This window comes from Agrobacterium sp. ST15.13.015 (assembly GCF_027871645.1).
Lineage (GTDB): Bacteria > Pseudomonadota > Alphaproteobacteria > Rhizobiales > Rhizobiaceae > Agrobacterium > Agrobacterium leguminum.
In genome coordinates, this window is record NZ_JAQAHF010000016.1 from 1 (window position 1) to 21,112 (window position 21,112).

The 21,112-nt window shown below is 62.4% G+C and carries 21 protein-coding genes and 1 pseudogene; 17 read left to right on the top strand and 5 right to left on the bottom strand.

Going from position 1 to position 21,112, the window contains the following annotated elements; all coding sequences use genetic code 11:
* The 4 genes from PIB16_RS21395 to PIB16_RS21410 all read left to right on the top strand — a co-directional run.
* Positions 1–626 (top strand): DUF3991 and toprim domain-containing protein (locus PIB16_RS21395; protein ID WP_271046316.1); only part of this gene is annotated, 626 nt, incomplete at its 5' end.
* Positions 627–692: 66 nt separating this feature from the next.
* Positions 693–1,298, top strand: coding sequence for a DUF1419 domain-containing protein (locus PIB16_RS21400; RefSeq protein WP_142859647.1), 606 nt, complete (start codon positions 693–695; stop codon positions 1,296–1,298).
* Positions 1,299–1,311: 13 nt separating this feature from the next.
* Positions 1,312–1,713, top strand: a complete 402-nt coding sequence (locus PIB16_RS21405) for a DUF3085 domain-containing protein (protein ID WP_142859646.1) — start codon at positions 1,312–1,314, stop codon at positions 1,711–1,713.
* Positions 1,714–1,825: 112 nt separating this feature from the next.
* Complete coding sequence (locus PIB16_RS21410) at positions 1,826–6,937, top strand: DEAD/DEAH box helicase family protein (protein WP_142859644.1); 5,112 nt, start codon at positions 1,826–1,828, stop codon at positions 6,935–6,937.
* On the opposite strand, the gene PIB16_RS21415 is transcribed toward PIB16_RS21410, so the two are convergent.
* The gene (locus PIB16_RS21415) at positions 6,934–7,365 is read right to left on the bottom strand and encodes a type II toxin-antitoxin system MqsA family antitoxin (RefSeq protein ID WP_142913686.1); all 432 of its coding nucleotides are present in this window, start codon (positions 7,363–7,365) and stop codon (positions 6,934–6,936) included. The genes PIB16_RS21410 and PIB16_RS21415 overlap by 4 nt on opposite strands.
* A gap of 2 nt (positions 7,366–7,367) precedes the next feature.
* On the bottom strand, positions 7,368–7,679 hold the full coding sequence (locus PIB16_RS21420; RefSeq protein WP_142859641.1) for a type II toxin-antitoxin system MqsR family toxin: 312 nt from the start codon (positions 7,677–7,679) through the stop codon (positions 7,368–7,370).
* 314 nt (positions 7,680–7,993) lie between these two features.
* Here PIB16_RS21420 and PIB16_RS21425 point away from each other — a divergent pair, with 314 nt between their 5' ends.
* The 8 genes from PIB16_RS21425 (at position 7,994) to PIB16_RS21460 (ending at position 15,277) form a co-directional block, all read left to right on the top strand.
* Positions 7,994–9,748: a ParB N-terminal domain-containing protein gene (locus PIB16_RS21425; protein WP_142913687.1), complete on the top strand. Its 1,755-nt coding sequence runs from the start codon at positions 7,994–7,996 to the stop codon at positions 9,746–9,748.
* A gap of 99 nt (positions 9,749–9,847) precedes the next feature.
* Positions 9,848–10,321 carry a hypothetical protein gene (locus tag PIB16_RS21430; protein WP_142859637.1) on the top strand — a complete coding sequence of 158 codons (474 nt, stop codon included), beginning with the start codon at positions 9,848–9,850 and terminating at the stop codon, positions 10,319–10,321.
* Positions 10,318–10,800 carry a DUF7007 domain-containing protein gene (locus PIB16_RS21435; protein WP_271046317.1) on the top strand — a complete coding sequence of 161 codons (483 nt, stop codon included), beginning with the start codon at positions 10,318–10,320 and terminating at the stop codon, positions 10,798–10,800. Before PIB16_RS21430 ends, PIB16_RS21435 begins: the two co-directional genes overlap by 4 nt.
* Before the next feature lie 57 nt (positions 10,801–10,857).
* Positions 10,858–12,018 carry an IS110 family transposase gene (locus tag PIB16_RS21440; protein ID WP_271046325.1) on the top strand — a complete coding sequence of 387 codons (1,161 nt, stop codon included), beginning with the start codon at positions 10,858–10,860 and terminating at the stop codon, positions 12,016–12,018.
* Between the two features lie 254 nt (positions 12,019–12,272).
* Positions 12,273–12,731, top strand: a complete 459-nt coding sequence (locus PIB16_RS21445; RefSeq protein ID WP_333780003.1) for a DUF7007 domain-containing protein — start codon at positions 12,273–12,275, stop codon at positions 12,729–12,731.
* On the top strand, positions 12,728–13,063 hold the full coding sequence (locus tag PIB16_RS21450; RefSeq protein ID WP_142913689.1) for a hypothetical protein: 336 nt from the start codon (positions 12,728–12,730) through the stop codon (positions 13,061–13,063). The genes PIB16_RS21445 and PIB16_RS21450 overlap by 4 nt, the downstream gene beginning before the upstream one ends.
* A gap of 386 nt (positions 13,064–13,449) precedes the next feature.
* Entirely contained in the window at positions 13,450–14,037 is a 588-nt protein-coding gene (locus PIB16_RS21455) for a hypothetical protein (RefSeq protein ID WP_142859631.1), read from the top strand.
* Between the two features lie 313 nt (positions 14,038–14,350).
* Positions 14,351–15,277, top strand: coding sequence for an ArdC family protein (locus tag PIB16_RS21460; RefSeq protein ID WP_142859629.1), 927 nt, complete (start codon positions 14,351–14,353; stop codon positions 15,275–15,277).
* A gap of 3 nt (positions 15,278–15,280) precedes the next feature.
* Here the strand turns inward: PIB16_RS21460 and PIB16_RS21465 are convergent, their stop codons facing one another.
* Complete coding sequence (locus PIB16_RS21465) at positions 15,281–15,457, bottom strand: hypothetical protein (RefSeq protein ID WP_162854295.1); 177 nt, start codon at positions 15,455–15,457, stop codon at positions 15,281–15,283.
* 454 nt (positions 15,458–15,911) lie between these two features.
* Here PIB16_RS21465 and PIB16_RS21470 point away from each other — a divergent pair, with 454 nt between their 5' ends.
* The 5 genes from PIB16_RS21470 (at position 15,912) to PIB16_RS21490 (ending at position 19,478) form a co-directional block, all read left to right on the top strand.
* Positions 15,912–16,220 carry a DUF736 domain-containing protein gene (locus PIB16_RS21470; RefSeq protein WP_142913690.1) on the top strand — a complete coding sequence of 103 codons (309 nt, stop codon included), beginning with the start codon at positions 15,912–15,914 and terminating at the stop codon, positions 16,218–16,220.
* Positions 16,221–16,390: 170 nt separating this feature from the next.
* Positions 16,391–17,446, top strand: a complete 1,056-nt coding sequence (locus PIB16_RS21475; protein ID WP_109461990.1) for a Fic family protein — start codon at positions 16,391–16,393, stop codon at positions 17,444–17,446.
* Between the two features lie 421 nt (positions 17,447–17,867).
* The gene (locus PIB16_RS21480) at positions 17,868–18,176 is read left to right on the top strand and encodes a DUF736 domain-containing protein (RefSeq protein WP_011427435.1); all 309 of its coding nucleotides are present in this window, start codon (positions 17,868–17,870) and stop codon (positions 18,174–18,176) included.
* A gap of 324 nt (positions 18,177–18,500) precedes the next feature.
* Complete coding sequence (locus PIB16_RS21485; protein WP_162854296.1) at positions 18,501–18,665, top strand: hypothetical protein; 165 nt, start codon at positions 18,501–18,503, stop codon at positions 18,663–18,665.
* 321 nt (positions 18,666–18,986) lie between these two features.
* A complete protein-coding gene (locus PIB16_RS21490) occupies positions 18,987–19,478 on the top strand; it encodes a hypothetical protein (RefSeq protein ID WP_142859877.1) in 492 nt (163 codons plus the stop codon).
* Positions 19,479–20,013: 535 nt separating this feature from the next.
* On the opposite strand, the pseudogene PIB16_RS21495 reads toward PIB16_RS21490, so the two are convergent.
* Both PIB16_RS21495 and PIB16_RS21500 read right to left on the bottom strand, forming a co-directional pair.
* A pseudogene (locus tag PIB16_RS21495) lies at positions 20,014–20,262 on the bottom strand (WGR domain-containing protein); the annotation flags it as partial.
* A gap of 199 nt (positions 20,263–20,461) precedes the next feature.
* A complete protein-coding gene (locus PIB16_RS21500) occupies positions 20,462–20,905 on the bottom strand; it encodes a thermonuclease family protein (protein ID WP_193559327.1) in 444 nt (147 codons plus the stop codon).
* Positions 20,906–21,112 lie beyond the last annotated feature (207 nt).

Genomic DNA, 21,112 nt, shown 5'->3' on the forward strand with positions numbered 1-21,112 from the left:
TCCTGCCGGCATCTTTGCTTCGCGCCGCGATCCGGCAAGATCGTCTGCGCGAGGGGCCATATGCCAGCATGTGGGCAGCGCATACCGACAGCGCCGGAGCCGTCACCGGTTGGGAGGCGCGGGGTCCCGAGTATCGCGGTTTTGCCTCCGGAGGGACAAAGGTTCTCTTCCGCCTGGGGCAGGACACGGCGTTGCGCCTGGCTGTCACGGAAGCTGCGATCGACGCCATGAGCCTCGCCGCCATCGAGGGGTTGCGGGATGGAACGCTCTATCTCAGCACCGGCGGCGGATGGTCGCCGTCGACGGAGGCGGCGCTGCGGCAGATGGCATCGCGGCCCGAGGCTCTGCTAGTTGCGGCGACAGACGCCAATCCGCAAGGCGAGATGTTTGCCGAGCGGTTACGGGCGCTCGCTGACGACGTCGGCTGCAACTGGTCGCGCCTTCGCCCGCCGGCGGACGACTGGAACGAGGCCCTGAAAATCAGGGAGAAAGAAAGGAGGGAGAGGAAGGAAGGCGGCGTGCCGCATTCGCTTCGCCCGCGTCAAGGGAGGCTTCGCCCGGCGGAGCCGGCCCTTGACCCGGCCGGTCGCGATGCCGGCGGCCCGGAAGGTGTCATGAAGGACTGAAGAGGATGGCAAGGTCGGAAGGACAGTGCCGCACTTCGGTCCGGAACCACTCCGAAGGAGCCGCAGATGAATCCCTCTTCCGCAATCCGCAAAGTCTTCCAGGGCGTCGCCTCACGCCAGCAAATGTACCGGATGTTCGATCGTCACGCCCAGCGTCCGAACCGCTGGGAGGATGACGCTGCCCCGCTCTATGCCGGCGAATGGTTCGAGATCGCCGATACCGAACATGACTACATGTTCGAAATCCTGCCGCCGCTCTGGATCCGTGGATCGATGTTTGCGATGCGCGAGTTTCTGACAGGATCGGTGACATCGGTGTTCTTTGCGCTGCGGATCGACGGCGTCATCCGGCATTTCCATGGCTATTGCGATCTTTCCGACCGCCAGGCCGTTGAACGCATGCGGGTCGAAATCATCGAGCGCGAGAGCCGGCCGGTGCGCGCCATGTCGCGCGAGGAACGGCTTGAGCATATCTGGAGTATGACGGCGGACGACTATCGTGGTTATGCTGGCGAGCGCTGGCCGGAGGAGTCGCGTGGCAAGCGCACGATCATGCTTTACGGCGGCCAGACGGGCAGCACCCTGAAGCTGCTGGACGATCTCTCCGACGACGAAATCGCAGCCAAGCTGCCGGTGCAACTGCGCCACCTCCCCTCGCCGATCGCCGCATGAAGGAGGTCGCGCCATGCTTTCCTTCCCGCTCACATCCGTCCGCGCGGTGATTGCCCGCGGTCGGGCCGATGCGGAGGCCAATGGTGGCTTTCGTGATCTCTATTACGGCCTGCGCCCTGGCAAGGACGAGAAGCCGGGCCTCTGGCTCGTCGGCGATCACGGCGTTTATCTGATGTCCAACGGCAAGCTGCTCGATGGCGCCAAGCCCTTGGTCGTCTATGCCGAGGAGTGCGATCCCAGCACCAATGACGACTGGTTCGACGTCAAACGCCGGACATTCGGCGGCGACGACGGCGTCGATTTCATCGACGCGGAACAGCTGGAACCGATGATGGCGGCGGCTCCAGAGGCGACGCACCTTCGCATCGCATTTCATCAGGACTCGATGCAGCTCACCCTGATCGCGAAGTCCTGATCACTGAGACCACCGGCCCCCGTCAGGCCACCAATCCCTGAACCCAGAGCGTACTTCAATCCCGCGAGCTTTTCCGCGGGTGATGACGCTCGCCTTTCCCGAGGAGAACTTCATGAGCAACGATCCCTTCACTCTCGACATGTTCGGCAGCAGCGCGCTGTCGTCCGGCCTTGGCCTCGGCGGCGTCACAGCATTTGGCGGTTTCGATGCCGTTGCTGCCAATGACGACGACCCCGAACCGACACCGCCCTCTTCTGCCCCGGCCTTGCCGGTCGCGACGGCAAAGCGTCCGGCGCCGCGGCGACAGGGCGGCCGGTCCAACTTCTACCTCGACGATGCCGATCGCGTTCTTGCGGCGACGTGGAAGGAACGGGCGCGCATCAATGTCGCGGCGATCCTGATCGCAAACAACATCGAGAAGCAGGACCGGCCGGCCACTCGCGAGGAGCAGCAGCGGTTGATCCGCTTTACAGGCTTTGGCGCATCGGAACTTGCGAACACGATATTCCGTCGTCCGGGCGAGCCTGACTTCCGCGCCGGCTGGAGCGAGCTTGGCACTTCGCTCCAGAGTGCGGTTTCGGAGGGAGACTACGCGTCCCTTGCCCGCTGCACGCAATATGCGCATTTCACGCCGGAGTTCATCATCCGGTCCATCTGGGCGAGCTTGCAGCGCCTTGGCTGGCGTGGCGGCCGGGTGCTCGAGCCTGGCATCGGCACCGGCCTGTTCCCCGCGCTGATGCCGAAAGCATTGCGCGATCGGAGTTTCTTCACCGGTATCGAGCTTGACCCTGTCACCGCCAGGATCGTCCGCCTGCTACAGCCGAAGGCGCGGATCATCAACGGCGACTTTGCGCGCGCCGATCTGGCGCCGATTTACGATCTCGCCATCGGCAATCCGCCTTTCTCCGACCGGACCGTCCGATCCGACCGGGCCTATCGCTCGCTGGGCTTGCGGCTGCATGACTATTTCATCGCCCGTTCGATCGACCTCCTGAAACCCGGCGCGCTCGGCGCCTTCGTCACCAGCGCCGGCACGATGGACAAGGCGGATGCGACAGCACGCGAACACATCGCCAAAACCGCGGACCTGATCGCCGCGATCCGCCTGCCGGAGGGCACCTTCCGCCGCGATGCCGGCACGGACGTCGTGGTTGACCTGCTCTTCTTCCGCAAGCGCAAGACCGGGGAGGCTGAGGGAGACCTCTCCTGGCTCGCCCTTGAGGAGGTGCGACCGGCGACGCAAGACGACGGCGCAATTCGGGTGAACCGCTGGTTTGCGCGACATCCTGATTTCGTGCTTGGCGATCATGCCCTGACCTCCGGCCCCTTTGGCGAGACCTACACCTGCCGACCGCGTGCCGGCGAGGACCTTGAGGCGGCTTTGCAGCAGGCGATCCTCCTGCTTCCCGAGGGCCGCTATGACGGCGAGCCGACCGAAATCGACATCGACCTCGAGACCGAGCTCGGCGAGATCGTCGACCTTCGCCCCGACAGTCGACAGGTCCGGGAGGGTAGCTTCCTCATCGACATCAGACGCGGTCTCATGCAGATGGTCGACGGCGCGCCGGTCGAAGTCCAGGTGCGCAAGGGCCGCACCGGCGACGGCATGCCGGAAAAGCACGTCCGCATCATCAAGAAACTGATCCCGATCCGCGACGCCGTGCGCGATGTGCTGAAGGCCCAGGAACAGGATCGGCCGTGGCGCGATCTGCAGGTTCGCCTACGAATCGCCTGGTCGAGTTTCGTGCGCGATTTCGGGCCGATCAACCACACCACCGTCAGCATCACTGAGGATCCCGAAACCGGCGAGGTGCGCGAAACGCACCGCCGCCCGAACCTGCAGCCCTTTCTTGACGACCCCGATTGCTGGCTGGTCGCCTCAATCGAGGATTACGATCTCGACACCGACACGGCCAAGCCCGGCCCGATCTTTTCCGAACGGGTGATTTCGCCCCCTGCCCCGCCGGTAATCACCAGCGCCGCCGATGCACTCGCTGTTGTCCTCAACGAACGTGGTCGCGTCGATATCGAGCATATCGCCGAACTGCTGCACAGACATGCCGATGCGGTCGTCGATGAACTCGGCGATTCAATCTTCCGGGATCCTGACGACGGGTCCTGGCAGACGGCCGACGCCTATCTCGCCGGCCCGGTCCGCACCAAGCTCGCTGTCGCTGAAGCGGCCGCGGGACTGGATCCAGCCTATGAGCGCAACGTTCGTGCGCTTCGGGCCGTACAGCCCGGCGACCTTCGCCCCTCCGACATCACCGCACGTCTGGGTGCGCCGTGGATTCCGGCGAGCCATGTCGTGGCTTTCGTCAAGGAGAGGATGGGCGCCGACATCAGGATCCACCATATGCCGGAGCTTGGCAACTGGACCGTGGAGGCGCGGCAGCTTGGCTACAGTGCCGCCGGTACATCCGAATGGGGTACCAGCCGCCGTGATGCCGGTGAACTGCTCGCCGACGCACTGAACAGCCGCGTTCCGCAGATCTTCGACGTCTTCAAGGACGCCGGCGGCGAGCGGCGCGTCCTGAACGTGGTCGATACCGAAGCCGCGCGCGACAAGCTGCAGAAGATCAAGCAGGCCTTCCAGGATTGGGTGTGGACCGACCCGGATCGCACCGACCGGCTGGCGCGGGTCTATAACGACCGGTTCAACAACCTCGCGCCGCGCAAATTCGATGGTTCGCATCTCAAACTTCCTGGCGCCTCAGGCGCCTTTGTTCTCTATGGGCACCAGAAGCGCGGCATCTGGCGGATCATCTCGTCCGGCTCGACCTATCTCGCGCATGCCGTCGGCGCCGGCAAGACGATGACGATGGCGGCCGCAATCATGGAACAGCATCGCCTCGGTCTGATCGCCAAGGCGATGCTGGTCGTGCCCGGCCATTGCCTGGCGCAGGCGGCGCGTGAGTTCCTCGCCCTCTACCCCAATGCCCGCATCCTGGTGGCGGACGAGACCAACTTCACCAAGGACAAGCGGGCGCGATTCTTGAGCCGGGCGGCGACCGCCACCTGGGATGCGATCATCATCACGCACTCGGCGTTCAGGTTCATCGCTGTGCCGTCGGCCTTTGAACAGCAGATGATCCACGACGAGCTCGAACTCTATGAGGATCTGCTGACCAAGGTCGACAGCGAGGATCGCGTCTCGCGCAAGCGCCTCGAACGACTGAAAGAGGGTCTGCAGGAACGCCTGGAGGGCCTCGCGACTCGCAAGGACGATCTTCTCACAATCTCGGAAATCGGTGTCGACCAGATCATTGTCGACGAGGCGCAGGAGTTCCGGAAGCTTTCCTTCGCGACCAACATGTCGACGTTGAAGGGTATCGATCCGAACGGCTCGCAGCGCGCCTGGGACCTCTACGTCAAATCCCGCTTCATCGAAACCAAGAATCCCGGCCGGGCGCTGGTGCTCGCTTCCGGCACGCCGATCACCAACACGCTTGGCGAGATGTTCTCGATCCAACGCCTGCTCGGACACGAAGCGCTTGCCGAGCGCGGTCTGCACGAGTTTGACGCCTGGGCATCGTGCTTCGGCGACACGACGACCGAGCTCGAAATACAGCCCTCCGGCAAATACAAACCGGTCAGCCGGTTCGCGAGCTTCGTCAATGTTCCGGAACTGATCGCGATGTTCCGCGCTTTCGCCGATGTCGTCATGCCGGAGGATCTTCGCGAATTCGTCAGGGTGCCTGATATCTCCACCGGCCGGCGGCAGATCCTCACCGCTAAACCGACGCCGGCCTTCAAGGCCTATCAGCAGATCCTCGATGCCCGTATCAAAGCGATCGAGATGCGCGAGGGACCGGCACAGCCCGGCGACGATATCCTGCTCTCGGTCATCACCGACGGCCGCCATGCGGCGATCGATTTGCGCCTCGTCATCCCGGTAAACGATAACGAAAAGGACAACAAGCTCAACCTCCTCGTCCGCAACGCCTTCCGGATCTGGCAGGAGACCAGCGAGGCCACATTTATTCGCCCGGACGGCAAGGCTTACGAGCTGCCAGGTGCGGCGCAGATGATCTTTTCCGATCTCGGCACCATCAATGTCGAGAAGACCCGCGGCTTTTCGGCTTACCGTTGGATCCGCGACGAGCTCGTGCGGCTCGGTGTTCCCGCTTGCGAAATCGCTTTCATGCAGGACTTCAAGAAAACCGAGGCCAAGCAGCGGCTCTTCGGTGATGTGCGCGCCGGCCGGGTTCGGTTCCTGATCGGCAGTTCCGAGACAATGGGCACGGGTGTCAATGCGCAGCTCCGTCTGAAAGCGCTGCACCATCTCGACGTCCCGTGGCTGCCGTCTCACATCGAGCAACGCGAGGGCCGAATTGTCCGGCAGGGCAATCAGCATGACGTGGTCGATATCTTCGCCTATGCCACGGAAGGGTCGCTCGATGCTTCCATGTGGCAGAACAACGAGCGCAAGGCCCGCTTCATCGCGGCAGCGCTCAGCGGTGATACATCGATCCGCCGGCTCGAGGATCTCGGTGAAGGGCAAGCCAACCAGTTCGCCATGGCGAAGGCCATCGCTTCCGGTGACGAACGGCTGATGCAGAAGGCTGGACTGGAGGCCGATGTCGCCCGTCTGGAACGGCTGCGCGCCGCCCATGACGACGACCAATATGCGGTCCGCCGGCAAATGCGCGATGCGGAAGGCGACATCGAGGTCTCGACCCGCCGCATCGCGGAGATCGGCCAGGATATCGGCCGGCTGGTGCCGACTACCGGCGACGCTTTCGCGATGACCGTTCTCGGCAAAGCCTACCAGGAGCGCAAGGATGCCGGCCGCGCGCTGATGAAGGAAATCCTCACTCTTCTCCAACTGCAGCAGGAGGGTGAGGTTCATCTGGCGAGCATTGGGGGTTTCGATCTTGTCTATGAGGGCGAGCGCTTCGGAAAGGGTGATGGCTATCGTTACCTCACCACGCTCCAGCGCACCGGCGCGGATTACGAGATCGATCTTGCGGTGACGGTGACGCCGCTCGGCGCCGTGTCCCGCCTCGAGCACGCGCTCGACGGGTTCGACGAGGAGCGGGAACGCTATCGCCACCGCTTGGAGGAAGCGCGTCGGCGGCTTGCCTCCTATCGCTCGCGTGAAGGCGGCGTTTTCCCCTTTGCGGATGAACTTGCCGAGAAGCGCAGACAGCTCCGCGACATCGATCAGGCCCTCGCCGATGATGCGAGGCGTACGGACGAAGCCGCTGCTGTTGCCGCTTAGCTTGCCTGTTGCCGCAACTCTTCGATGAGTTCCGGATGCCGGTCGAGAAGGCGCAGCAATTGGCTGGTCGGGCCGCTTGGCTCGACCAAGCCGCGCTCGTATTTGTCGAACGCGCTTTCACCAACCTTCAGGATGCCGCCTGCTTCACGTTGCGACAGTTTTAGTTTTTTGCGCACTCTGCGGATTGTCGACGGAGAGGGAATGCCTTCAACTTCTTCCTTCAACGCCCGCAAGGCCGCGTCCGTTGCCTCCATGTCGTTGCCGACATGAACACCTTCGTCGCCGCTATCGGGATAATATCCCGGCAGGTCGACCGTTTTGCTCTTGCCCTTGTAGGTCACGACAAACGGTCGGACGTCCCGGCGCAGCGTCTCTCCGGTTTCCGGTGAGATCATCGTTTCGGGCAGTATATTTGCTGCAACCGCCATTATCATCTCTCCTTGAATGACATGATCCGGAATTCCGTGATCACGTCCGCCTGGAATTTCACATAAAGCACCATGCCGTGCTCGGGGACCGGCACATGATAAACATCTTGCCATACCCGATGGTCTGCGTTCGCTGTCATCGACTTGTAGAACATACGGCGCTCGATGGTGTCGATGGTCGCGACGATGCCGGCGCGGTCGTAGCCCAATGAGGCGGCATCCCGCAGCGCCGTCGTCGTGATGGCAAGCGTCGAAATCGACCCCAAAACAGCTTTAACGGCCTCGAGATCGTATGTCGGGCGCCTTTTCTCCATGACTTTATATGACACCTTAATGGTGTCAAATCAAGCTTGTCGTTGTGGGGAAAAGATAGAGGAAAATCCGGGAGGAGAACCGGTCGCAGATCGGTCGTCCCGTCGCCGCTTGCGCTCAACCGCCGCCTCCGCATCCCGGCCACTCGTCCCGCGCAGGGCGCGAGGCACCCCGCTTGTCCTTCGAAGCAGGGACGCTCGGCCGCAGTTGCGCCGGTCCGCCCGTCCTGCGGTTCGGAAAGTGTCTTCGGAAAGAGATGAAGACAGGAAGGACCGGCAAGAGGCCGCGTCCCCGCATCCCGGAAGAGGAAAATCCCATGCATATCATGAAGGTCGATCCGCGCTCGTTGAAGGACAATCCGGACAATACCCGGCAATCCAAATCCACCCCGCAGGCCGATGCGCTGCTGCTCGCCACCATCAAGGCCGTCGGCATCATCCAGCCGCCCGTCATTTTTCCCGAAGTTGGTGGTGGGAACGGCTACGTCATTGAAGCCGGTCATCGTCGCACCCGCATGGCCATCGCCGCAGGCCTCGAGGAAATCGAGGTGCTCGTCGTCGAAGCCGCAAACGACAATGGCGCCATGCGGTCGATGGTCGAGAACATTGCGCGCGAACCGCTGAACCCGGTCGACCAGTGGCGCGGCATCGAACGCCTGGTCGCACTCGACTGGACCGAGGAAGCAATTGCGGTGGCACTCGCCCTGCCCGTCCGGCAAATCCGCAAGCTGCGCCTGCTCGCCAACGTCCTACCGGCGATGCTCGACCAGATGGCGTTCGGCGACATGCCGAATGAGCAGCAGCTCCGCACGATCGCGGCAGCACACCTCGATGAGCAGAAGGAGGTCTGGAAGGCGCAGAAGCCGAAGAAGGGCCAGCCCGCCGCATGGTGGCAGATTGCCAACGCGCTGAGCAAGACCCGGATGTATGCCAAGGATGCGAGCTTCGGTGACGATCTCAGAGAAGCCTACGGCATCGAATGGATCGAGGATCTGTTCGCTCCCGCGGACGAGGACAGCCGCTACACCACCAATGTCGAAGCCTATCTCGGCGCCCAGCAGGAGTGGATGACGAACAATCTGCCCAAGAAGGGAATGATCGCCGAGGTTTCTCAATGGGGCGAGGTGAAGCTGCCGCAAAAGGCAAGCCGCGTCTATGGCAAGCCCGGCAAGGGTGACCACACCGCCATGTATCTGGATCGGAACGGCAAGGTTCAAACCGTGCATTACCGGATGCCCGAGGAGAAGAAGACCAAGGGCAAGGGAGCGGTCGTCGGAGGTGGCGACACCGCTGGCGAGGATGCGATCGACGGGCCGAAGCAGCGTCCCGACGTCACGCAGAAGGGCCTCGATATGATCGGCGACCTCAGGACCGACGCGCTGCACGAGGCGCTCGCCCGCGCACCGATCGAGGACGACACGCTGATGGCCCTCCTTGTCCTCGCCTTTGCCGGCATGAATGTCCGGGTTGACTCCGGGGCAAACGACCACGTCTTCGGCGCGAAGCGGTTCGCCCGCCATGCGGCTCGGTTGCTCGACGCTGACGGCAAGCTCGCCTTCGACCGCGACACCTTGCGGGTTTCCACCCGCTCGATGCTGGTCGATGTGCTGTCGTGCCGCCGAGGCATGTCGAACAGCGGCATCGTGTCGCGCATAGCCGGCGACGCCATCGGCGCGGACGGATACCTCCCGAACATGGGCACAGAAGACTTCCTGCTTTGCCTGTCGCGGCAGGCGCTCGAGGCTTCGTGCGAGGGCACCTCGGTTCTCCCCCGCCCGAGGGTCCGCGAGACCCGTGCCGCACTGGTCGAGCACTTCAAGCAAGGGCATTTCGTCCATCCGGCCGCCCTGTTTGCCCCCGATCCGAAGGATCTCGCCGAACTGATCAAGCAGGGCGAGGTCGTGGAGGATTACGATACGGTGACCTCCGAGGAAACAACGGATCGCCTCGAAGGCGAACTTGCTGACGGCAGCGTCGCCGGCGAGGAGGCCGATTTTGCTGTCGCCGATCCGGAAGCCGGTGACGGCGCCGACGACGCGGTCGAGACCGCCTACGGCATCGCGGCCGAATAGCCGAAGCCCTCCCATCTTTTCCGATCGATCCCCCGCCGCCGGCCATCACCGGCGGCGGTTCGTTTCCATGAACACCGCAGAATTTCAAGGAGATGTCCAATGTCTGCGTCCCTGATCTACGATCTCGTCCCGATCGGCTCCATCATTGCCTGGTCCGATGGCACACCCCGCCCGCCCGAGCGCTTCAAGAAGAAGCTCGCGGCCTGGCAGACGCGCAACAGCAAGGGCCGGCTGATCCGCAAGGAGGGTCCGCGCTCCGGAAACTACAACTCGCCTGGCTATTTCACACTGCATGAGGCGGATTTCGGCGGGAAAAACACCATCGTCATGCGCATTCACCGAACCTTCGGCCTCGACTCCGATCTCACCTTCAAGGTGCTCGAGCGCCCCGCCCTCGGTTCGATCCGCGTCTTCGATCGCGCCGGTTCGAACGCGGAACTTGTCCATCTCGCGGACAATCGCGAGGCGGCCGCGGTCTGGCTGCAAGAACACGGCTATCCGAACGCCGTGCTCGAAGAGGTGACCGCCGACGAGGTTGCGGCTGCTCAGGTCGAAGGGAGGGCCGCCGCATGAGGACCTCAGAACTTCAGCATGAGCCGGTATCGGCTTTAGAGGATTTGGACGTGGAATTCGGCGTCAGCGCCGACGGATTTCCGGTCGCCCGGATCGGCGATACGCATCTGGCAATGATGCCGGCGCGCGATGGCGCGAGCTTCCTCGCGAGCGCTTGGCGGCTCGTCCATCCGCTTTCCGAGCTGACGCGCGCAGATTTCTACGGTCACGATGGCCGCCTCGAGGATGAGGCGGCTTTTCGCGCCCGGGTCTTCGAGACGGCCCAGCACAAGCGCGAGTTATCCGCCCTGAGGCGGATCCAGACCCGCATGACGGCCAGTACGCCCTGGGGACCGTCGCAGCTTGCGACCGTCTACGCGGAGGGGATCGTGTCCCATATGACGGCTGGCCATGGCGGGTTTCATCTGTCGGCCGAACGGAATCTTCGCGTCTCCCCGTTGCTGCGAAAGTCCTCGCACTGGTACGAGTCCCATGATTGACCGCGGTGCCCCCAGCGGGAAAGCTCGGGCCACCGATCACTGTAGGGGACAGCAATGATGGAAACGGCATTTGGGCGCGAGGCGGAAGCTGCGACGGACGTAGGGCAAGCAATTTATGTTTCCGTGGAACTGAGCCAGTCTACATGGCTGGTCACGTCATTTGCTCCCGCCACAGACACCAAGATGTCACGCAAGGGTCTCCCGGTCGGCGAGGTCGGTCAACTGCTCTCGTTGATCGCTAACCTGCGCTCCAAAGTGCACAGTAAAACGGGATTGTGGTTTCCTGTGATTATCATCCAAGAGGCCGGTCTCGACGGGTTCTGGATCCACCGCGTGTTGGTTGACGAAGGCCTCGAAAGCCACGTCGTGGACGCAACATCGATCGCAGTTCCGAGGAAGGCACGCCGAGCCAAGACCGATCGCATCGACGGCGAAATACTCATCCGCGCACTGATGGCATTCAAACGTGGTGAACCGCGCACATGCGCGATGGTTCGAGTTCCGTCTCATGATGAAGAAGATCGGCGTAGGCTTCTTCGGGAAAGGAAAGCCTTGGTCGTGGAGCGATTGGCGCACGCAAATCGAATAGAAGGACTGCTGTTTGCTCAAGGTATATCCGACTATCGGCCTCTCAACCGAGATCGGCGGTCGCGTCTCGAAGACCTTCGCACCGGCGATGGCCGTTCGCTCCCACCGTTCCTGAAAGCCCAGATATCGCGGGAACTTGATCGTCTCGAACTGGTCATCGAGCAGATCAAGGCGATTGAGGCAGAGCGCGATGAGCTTCTTGCGTGCCAACGGAAAGAGGTAAATAGCGCTGTCTCCATGCTCGAGAACGTGCGTGGCATTGGACCTGAATTCGCGTCGCTGCTTTGGACAGAAGGCTTTTACCGCCACTTCGATAACCGCAGGCAGATTGCCGCCTATGCGGGATTGGCGCCGACGCCGTGGCAAAGCGGTTCCGTCGATCGTGATCAAGGCGTATCGAAGGCAGGCAATCCGAGGTTGCGAACAACGATGATACAGGTGGCCTGGCTTTGGTTGCGTCATCAACCGGAATCCGCGCTTTCCGGCTGGTTCCGACAGCGAGCAGCATCGAGTGGCTCAGCGCAGCGCAAGAAGATTGTCGTGGCGCTCGCACGCAAGTTGCTTGTCGCGCTTTGGAAATATGTGACCGCAGGCATCGTGATCGATGGCGCGCGGCTGAAGAATGCATAGAACCTCACCCACATCGGAATCTACCGAAGCCTGATCAGTTTCGGCAGATCCAGGCAGGCGAACCGGAAGTCTTCTTTGGCCTAAGCCGCCGCGTATGAGGATGGTCGCGCCTTCCTGAACCCAGCCCATCGAATGCGGGAATGTGGAACCGCTGCTCATGCAGCGACCGAATATAAGGTTGTCCCGGCTGTCTATAGGCCGAGGAAAGACCTGGGTTCACCTGGATACTGGAAAACAACCGATGGAGAACAGGAATGGAGAGCCAATGGCTTGACCAATCATCATATAAGGAGGATGCCGAATGGGCCATCGTCGCCCTCTCCTTCCCGGAGCTCTTCACCTCATACGAGCGCAAAGGTGCGGACGAGACATTCCGCAACAGCTGGCCGACCGCATGGGAAGAGATCCACGGGCGCGAACTCGGGTCCGGCCAATCCTGGACGAAGGACCGGCAAGCCTTCGAGCGCAGGCATGCCGGCGACTGGGTCGTCGTCTCGGCGATCTATTCCAGCCACTATGCCGATATGACGGAGGTGGTCGCCACGCGCGGCGGCATGCGGGACCAACGTGCCGACGAGCGGCGCTTTCTTGTTCCGAGCGCCGAATATGCAACCCGCGGGCCGTTCGGCTTCGTCATCGATGAACAACGTCACGCCGTCTATGACGGTCCTTCGGACTTCATCGGCTGGCAGTGGCGGAGGACCGGGACATGACCCCGATCAGTCCGTGGGTGCTCCTTTCCCGCATGGAGGCGGCGCGTCGTCAGACGCGCCATCATCTCGATCTCGTCCATCGGCAGATTGCCACACGCGCTGAGCGCCTGGCCGTGACCGAAAAGGCGAAAGCCAAAAACCGCACGCACAAGCGCTCCGGCTCACGATGGACTCGGTCGGATGAGATGCTGTTTCAGGATCACCTCGATCGCCTGTCATTCGAACGTCGCGGCGAACTCGAGGCGCTCATCCGGAAACTGGAGCGTCAGGACCGTGCCATCACCACGCTACGGCTGAAGCTCGGTGACGCGGTTTGGCGAGAGGCAGCGTGAGAGGCAGCCGCCGGCAGCGCATTTGCGGAGTGTGCCCGCGTATTGGTGAGAGGCATTGCGAGGATGGCCATCGTTTCCCACATTCGGTTTCGGGGAGAGTCTCAGCCCCGTGCCGGCCTGCCCTTCGTGTTCGTTGCGGTCTGAACCGGCGGCCGGTCGTTTCAAGGCCGCTTTCGCGCCGCGGTGCGGCCAAAACAGCCTCGCTGCGCAAAGCGAACCCGCGTCCCGCGCAGGGTGCCCCCGCTTGGTCGCAAGCCCGCTCCGCTCGCTCAGCCGCTCCGGACCTGTGAAATCGCCCGTCCCTCGCCGGTTCCTTTTGACCGCACCGAAGGGCAGACCGGCACGGGGCCGGAACCGCTTCGGACCAAACCGAAAAGGAAACCGTTATGGCCAAGCCCGCGACCCCCAACCGCTCTTCCGCCCGCGTCGTGCAACTCCGCAAGGGTGCGACCCTCGAAATGGTCCGCCTCACCTGCCCCGACAGCGCCCAGGCGCTCAAGATCGCCGAAAGCTTCGGAACCGCACTGGTCGACAGCGACGGCATCCGCGACCTGCATGAGCGACTGATCAATGAGACCGCCGACAGCCTGGCGGAGGGCCTCGGCGAACGGGCGATGCAGATCCATCTCCAGCGCATCGTCGGCGCCTTCGTCGGATCGGCACATGGCGCCGGGCAGTTCTACTCTCGTGCGGTCACAGAAGCCCGCGACGCCACGGCGAAGGCGTCCAACGATGCCCGCGACGAGGATCTCGATGGTCCCGTTGGCTACGACAGCGCCGCCCAGCGCAAGCGCGAGTTCGCGGCCGACATGGGTGTCCAGGCTCATGCGCTCAGGATGGCGGCCGAGGGCGCCGTCGCAGCCTACGAGCAGGTCGTCGGCGAGACCTGGAAGCCCTTCGATCGCCCGGTCGAAAACCCCGGCGCCAATCTCGACCGCAAGGCGGCCGAAGCGCAAATGGCCGCCCTCGGGTAAAGCGGCCCGGGCGGCGCCCACGTGCCGCCCTACCCTCATCTTTCCAGCTTCCATCGGCCGGCTCCCAAGAGGGGCCGGCCTTTCCGCATGTCGCGCTGCCCCAGGGGAAAAACAGGCAAGGAAATGAGGAACCGGCCTATCGCGGCCCGTCCCTGTCGGCGGTCCTGCAGGAGCCCGGCTTGTGAGGTGCAACGGCTTCGCCGTCCTCCACGCTGTTTCGGCCGTTCCGGTGCGCTCCAAGCCCTTCCGCTCCTGCCCTCGGACCTCCGCGACGGGCCGCGATAGGCGCGGCTCGGAATAGGAGGTTTGAGACATGAACAGGAAAACCGAAGGCGAACGCGGCGATATCTACACGAGGATCACCGACCGGATCGTTGCCGATCTGGAAAAAGGGGTTCGTCCCTGGATGAAGCCGTGGAGCGTAGCCAACACTCAAGGCAGGATTACGCGGCCGCTACGGCACAACGGGCAGCCCTATTCGGGCATGAACGTTCTCCTTCTATGGTCCGAGGGGATGGCGAGAGGTTTCGCCTCTCCGGTGTGGATGACCTTCAAGCAAGCGCGGGAGCTCGGAGCCGTGGTTCGCAAGGGCGAAACCGGCTCGACTGTGGTGTTCGCGAGCCGCTTCACCAAATCGGAAACCGACGGCAATGGCAAGGAGGTCGACCGGGAGATCCCTTTCCTGAAGGCGTATTCTGTGTTCAATGTGGACCAGATCGACGGTCTGCCGGACCATCACTACCATCGTCCGGAACCGACTCTCGATCCGGTCGAGCGGATAGAGAATGCCGATCGCTTCTTCCGCAACACCGGCGCCGTTATCCGCCATGGCGGGACGCAAGCCTACTATTCGCCGGTGACCGACCATATCCAGATGCCGCCGTTCCAGACCTTCCGCGATGCGGCTTCCTACACGGCAACGCTGAGTCATGAGGCAACGCACTGGACCGCGAACCCGCGGCGCGTGGGCCGCGATCTCAGCCGTTATGCCAAGGACAAGAGCGAGCGCGCCCGCGAGGAACTCATTGCCGAGCTCGGCAGCTGCTTCCTATGCGCCGACCTTGGAATCGTACCGGAGCTCGAGCCACGGCCCGATCACGCGTCGTACCTTGCCTCATGGCTCGCCGTGCTTTCCGAAGACAGGCGGGCGATTTTTCAGGCGGCCGCTCATGCGCAGAGGGCAGTCACCTTCCTGCACGATCTGCAGCCTGATGCAGCTGATGAGAAAGTCGCGGCTTAAAAATCAGCGTCGGTCGTTGCATCCGCCAACGGCCGACACCTCTCTCGGCTCTCTCTGCTTGAGCGCGCCCTGATCTGGTGTCAGGTCCAGCTTGCCCCAGATCGAGGTTTTGCGGTCGGTCGGTTTGAGCTTTCGGGATTGCTTGATTTCGACGGTAAACGGCTTTGTCTGCTGACGCATGTATCCTCCAGGCGACGAATCGCGAGCACACGATACCGGGTTGATTACTGGAGGCAACTCCCACTCTGGCCGGTCCGTCGCCACCGAATTGCGGCTCTGGCATTGCGATAGAGAAACGGTTCGACCACAGCAATGTTCCGCTGGGTGAGGCGGTGGCAGGTTGCCATCAGCGTGTTCCTCTTGACCCGTCGGCATAGGCCACGTCCTTTGCGGGCTCGATGAGGCATGTCTGATCGGGGAGCGGCTTCGCCTCGATCGTCTTCCCGCAACGGCCATGCAAAACTTTCTTCCCCTGGCGGCTACGCCGCCATTCCTCGCGCGGCAACAAAGTTTCTCCCGGCCGCCCTCCATTCCATTCCGGCCTTATCAGGTGCGGTCCGATCGTCCCCGATCCTTGCGACAGCCATCGAGGCCGCGAAGGGCGCGGCCCGAAACCAACGAAAGGAACACGAAAATGGCAACGATCGGCACCTTCACCTCCACCGAAACCGGCTTCAACGGCTCGATCCGCACGCTTGCCCTCAACGTCAAGGCCCGCATCGCCCGCATCGAGAACCCCTCCGACAAGGGCCCGCACTACCGCATCTACGCCGGCAATGTCGAGCTCGGTGCGGCCTGGCAGAAGCGCTCCGAGCAGGACCGCGACTACTTCTCGGTCAAGCTGGACGACCCGAGCTTCCCCGCTCCGATCTACGCAACCCTCACCGAAGTCGAAGGCGAGGACGGCTACCAGCTGATCTGGTCCCGCCCCAACCGGGATTGAGATCCGGACGAGGCCCCGCTCGCCAAGGCGGGGCCTCCTCCCGACAACAGGGCGACCTCCTTCGTGCCGCGGCTTTTTCCCGTTCGTTCTTCCATATTGGATGAAATTGGATGGAAAAATGGATCTCGCTATGTCATACCCCATTTGGATGGAAACGGATGGGAAAATGGATGACGGCGCTCGATCTCTCCAAATTGCGTATCACGCCTGAGATCCTGTCGTTGATCGCCGAGATTGACGAATTCAAAGGCGCCTGGCGAGCGCTTGGTCGCATCGCACCCGATCGGCTGTCCAGCTTGCGGCGGGTTGCGACGATCGAAAGCATCGGATCGTCGACACGTATTGAGGGCGCGAAATTAAGCGACCGCGAGGTCGAAAGGCTGCTCTCGAACCTCCGTATCGGCTCGTTCTCCAGCCGAGACGAACAGGAGGTTGCCGGCTATGCCGAGGTGATGGAGACGATCTTCTCCGCCTTCGACGCAATCCCGCTTAACGAAAATCACATCCGCCAACTGCATCGGGATCTGCTCGCGCACTCGGTCAAAGATGAACGACACAGGGGAAACTGGAAAACCCTTGCCAACAACGTCGAAGCCTTCGACGAGGATGGACGAAGTCTGGGCGTCGTCTTCGCGACAGCCTCCCCTTTCGATACGCCGGGCCGAATGTCGGAACTAGTGGCCTGGCAACAAGCTCAGGAGAAGGATGGCACGTTTCACCCTCTACTCGTCGTCGCTGTCTTCGTCGTCGTCTTTCTGGAAATCCATCCTTTCCAGGATGGCAATGGCCGACTGTCGCGCGCTCTGACCACTTTGCTGCTTCTTCGGGCGGGTTATTCCTATGTGCCGTACAGCTCACTGGAAAGTGTTATCGAGCAGAACAAGGAAGCCTATTATCTCGCGCTTCGCCGAACGCAGGGCACGATACGAACGGACCAACAGGACTGGAATCCGTGGGTCGAGTTTTTCCTGCGGAGCCTGCAACGCCAGAAGCAGCGTCTCGAGCGCAAGATCGAGCGTGAGCGCATTCTCCTCGGCGACCTGCCGGAGTTGTCCGTCGCGATCCTCGAACTGGCGCGTGAGCGCGGGCGCGTCACGGTGATGGATGTGGCCAAAGCGACAGGCGCGAGCCGCAACACCGTCAAGGATCATCTTCGGGCGCTGACCGAGCAGGGACATCTGACCCTCCACGGAGCCGGTCGTGGGACCTGGTACGGCTTAAGCTGACGCCGGAGCGAAGCGTCCCCCGATCAGCCGAAATCGGAGCTATGGTCCAATTGTGCGCAGCCGCCATTGCCACGTGCCTTTGCCTGATATAGCGGGGCTCCATTCGCGGGCTCGATGAGGCATGTCTGACCGGAGACCGGCGTCGCCTCGATCGTCCTCCCGCAACGGCCATCCGAAACTTTCTTCCCCTGCGGACGCAACCCCACTCGACAGGCCGAGTGGGGACCCCGGCGTGCCGCATTCCTCGCGCAGCAACAAAGTTCCTCCCGGCCGCCCTCCATTTCATTGCGGCCCGGCAAGCCACCCCACGGCGCGATGCGCAATGGGGACCCCGGGGGTGCGGTCCGATCGTCCCCGGTCCTTTCGACAGCCATCGAGGCCGCGAAGGGCGCGGCCCGAAACCAACGAAAGGAACACCACAATGGCAACGATCGGCACCTTCACCTCCACCGAAACCGGCTTCAACGGCTCGATCCGCACGCTTGCCCTCAACGTCAAGGCCCGCATCGCCCGCATCGAAAACCCCTCCGACAAGGGACCGCACTACCGCATCTACGCCGGCAACGTCGAGCTCGGTGCGGCCTGGCAGAAGCGCTCCGAGCAGGACCGCGACTACCTCTCGGTCAAGCTGGACGACCCGAGCTTCCCCGCTCCGATCTACGCAACCCTCACCGAAGTCGAAGGCGAGGACGGCTACCAGCTGATCTGGTCCCGCCCCAACCGGGACTGAGATCCGGACGAGGCCCCGCTCGCCAAGGCGGGGCCAAGCGGCCGAATAGAGAAGCCGGGAGCGGGCATCGAGCCCGCTTCCGGCTTTCCTGGTGCCATGCGGAACCGGAAATGTCTGCTCATAGCGCTCCAGTATGCCGTGCCGGCATGGCGGCCTCAAGGACGAGCGGTCAACCCCCAATTTTGCCTCCGCTTCGGTTCCCGCCGCTCCAACAAAATCGGCTCCCCCACTCGCCGCCGCTGGCGGTCGCGTTCGCGATCCCTGACCCCGCCATCCCGTCCCGCCCCGCGTCGTCGTCTTTCACGAACTCAAGGAGATGAGACGATGACGATCGAACAGCACATCGAGGAACTGCGTGCCGAACTGAGGAACGCATGGGGCGCGGCCGAGCGGCGTCAAATCGAGGCGGAGCTCCAACTCGCCGAGGCCGATCTGGCCGTCATGCTTGCCGAACAGGAGGGCGCCGTCGAAGCCGAGCCGCCATTCTGAGCGGCTCGTTCCTCCTGTTATTTGAGCCGGTCCGCCGGCTCGACCGGCCTCCCGGCTGTCAGGGATTTCACCCCTCAACGCTCCCCCCGGCTCCCGCCGGAGACGGTCGCGTCCCCTACGGGTCCGCGGGTCTCTTCTCTCTATGACCTCCCATTCTACTCCAGCAAATCCGGCGTCAAGGACGGCGCGGTCTCCCCCAATTTTTCCGCCGCCAGGCTCTGGAAAAATCGGTTCCCCCGCTTGCGAGCCGCGTCCCGCGGTCCTTGACCCCTCTTTGCTACAGAGTGGCCGATCTCCGTCATCAACGAAGGAGATCACATCATGACAACCGATCAGAACATCATGCTCTACGCCAAGCTTTCAGGCTTCCGTCTCGTCGTCCTCGCAAACCGCATCGGTTGCGACAGCGAATTCTCGCGAGCGCTCCACGATCGCCTGATCAAAGGACTGGAGGCAGCAATTGGCTGCGTGCGGATCATCATGGCGCTGGAGCGGAGCGTTCTCACCGGAGGCGAGGAGTTCGCCGACTATCAGTTGGAGGGGGAGGCCGAGATATTCGGGCGCTTTACTATCAACTTGCTGGACGATCTCGAATTCGATTTCGACACGCATGAATATCGCATCAACGGCGGCGATTGGGCCATCGCTTTGACGGCGGACTATACCGGCGTTGATATCGACTATCCGGAGCTGATCGCGCTCACTGACGACGAACTCGGCTCACTTGCGCCGATCATCACGGCGATCACGCGGGAAACCGGCACCCCGGTAAATGCGTCCCGTATCAGCTACGACGATCACGCAGAATCATAATCAGTCTTGCGGTGCAGTTTCATCCGAGGGGCGGCGAGAGCCGCCTCTCAATAGGGATGTCGAGGAGGCATCGCGATCGTAGCGATGGCGACCAGTTGAGCCTCTTCCTTTCGATCCTGCTGTCATCTCTCATCGGGGATGTTGCAGCCCGTTCGTCACGACGCAACCTGCCGCCGCCAGAATTTTCCCCACAGCACTGCTGCTCCTCGCGGATCAAAATTCAGTCGCCGGCAAGTCCTCCACATTCGTTTCGGTGCGTCCCTCCTTTCCGGTCTGCCGACTATCCCCGCGATGACCGCAATTCGAAAGGAGAAACAACATGCAACAGCTCGCTCAATTCCTCGCCGCCACCGGCCGTCGGCTCCGTACTCTCTGCAAGGTGATCAGCCACTTCTTCCGCAAGGGCAAGCTCGGCTTGAAGCTCGTGATCAAGATCCCCTTCTTCGTCGAGATCGAAGTGTCCCTCGAGACCGACTGGGACCGGCGTCGCTGAAACGCCCTCTTGGCCCGCTTCGGCGGGCCTTTCCCAATTTGCCACAGAGGCGCGCGGGCGGTAACCGCGTTTGCGCTTTTGTCGAAGCAGATCGAGAAACAGTTCGACAGCTTCCTCTTCCCGCCCGAAATGATGGACCATCATTTGACCCTTCGCGCCAATGCGGCCCCACTTCCTGAGTAGGCAAACATCGCCAAAGAGGTTCGGTTCGATCGACATGGCGTAGTAGCGTGCCATGTTCTTCGCGACATCCGTGCGTTCGACATAGAGATGGTAGGGTTGCGCGATCATGAGATCAGAATCGCCGATCGCGGGAATCGCGTCCAACGACACTTTTGAATCGGTCGGGGTGGATCGATTCACATCGGTGATGAAATCGGAAATGTCATGACAGGCTTGGGCGGGACGCCTTCGGCGCACGGCTCTATTCGCGGTGCTCACGGAGCCCGCACACGATCTCCGCCCCATGGTGACGATCCTCTCGCGGCTCTCAGCCGCACCATCCATGTCGAGCGCCGTCCCAGCGCCGGGCGAGGCCCTCGTTGACGAGGGTGTCTCCAAGCGAGCGCCCTGCCCGCGTCACGGTACGGAGCTTGCGGCCATACTTGTCTTCGTCGCACAACCCGGCTGAAAGCGAAAACTTGCCAGCATTGAGCAGCGCCCGCAGGCGTGCTTTCGCGGCCTCGCCCTTGATCCTTTCCGCCTCGCAGCGCGGCGGGCTGAGTTCCGGCGTGTCGATATCCGCGATGCGGATTTTCTCTCCCTCGAACCAGAACGTATCGCCGTCGACGATGCAGTTCACATGGCGATCTGCACCGCAGAATGAAAATGCCGCTGACGATGAATCCGCTGTTGGTGTGTTGGCCGCAGTCACAAACCCAGAAAGCTTATTAATACCCCCGAAGGCAAGCCAGCCTCCCGCAGCAATGACCATGGCGCAGACGATCGCGATCAGGGGTTTGCGCGGGCGGCTCGGTCCCGATCGGGGTGACTTCCCCTGCCAGCGATGTCGATCGTTCCTGCTGCCGGACTTCCTCGGCTTTCTGAACGGAACCACATTCGATTTCGTCACCTCGGTCCTCTCCTGTATTCCCCAACTTATCGGCTTCGGTTCATCCGCGTTTATGAGCAAGCGTGCTAT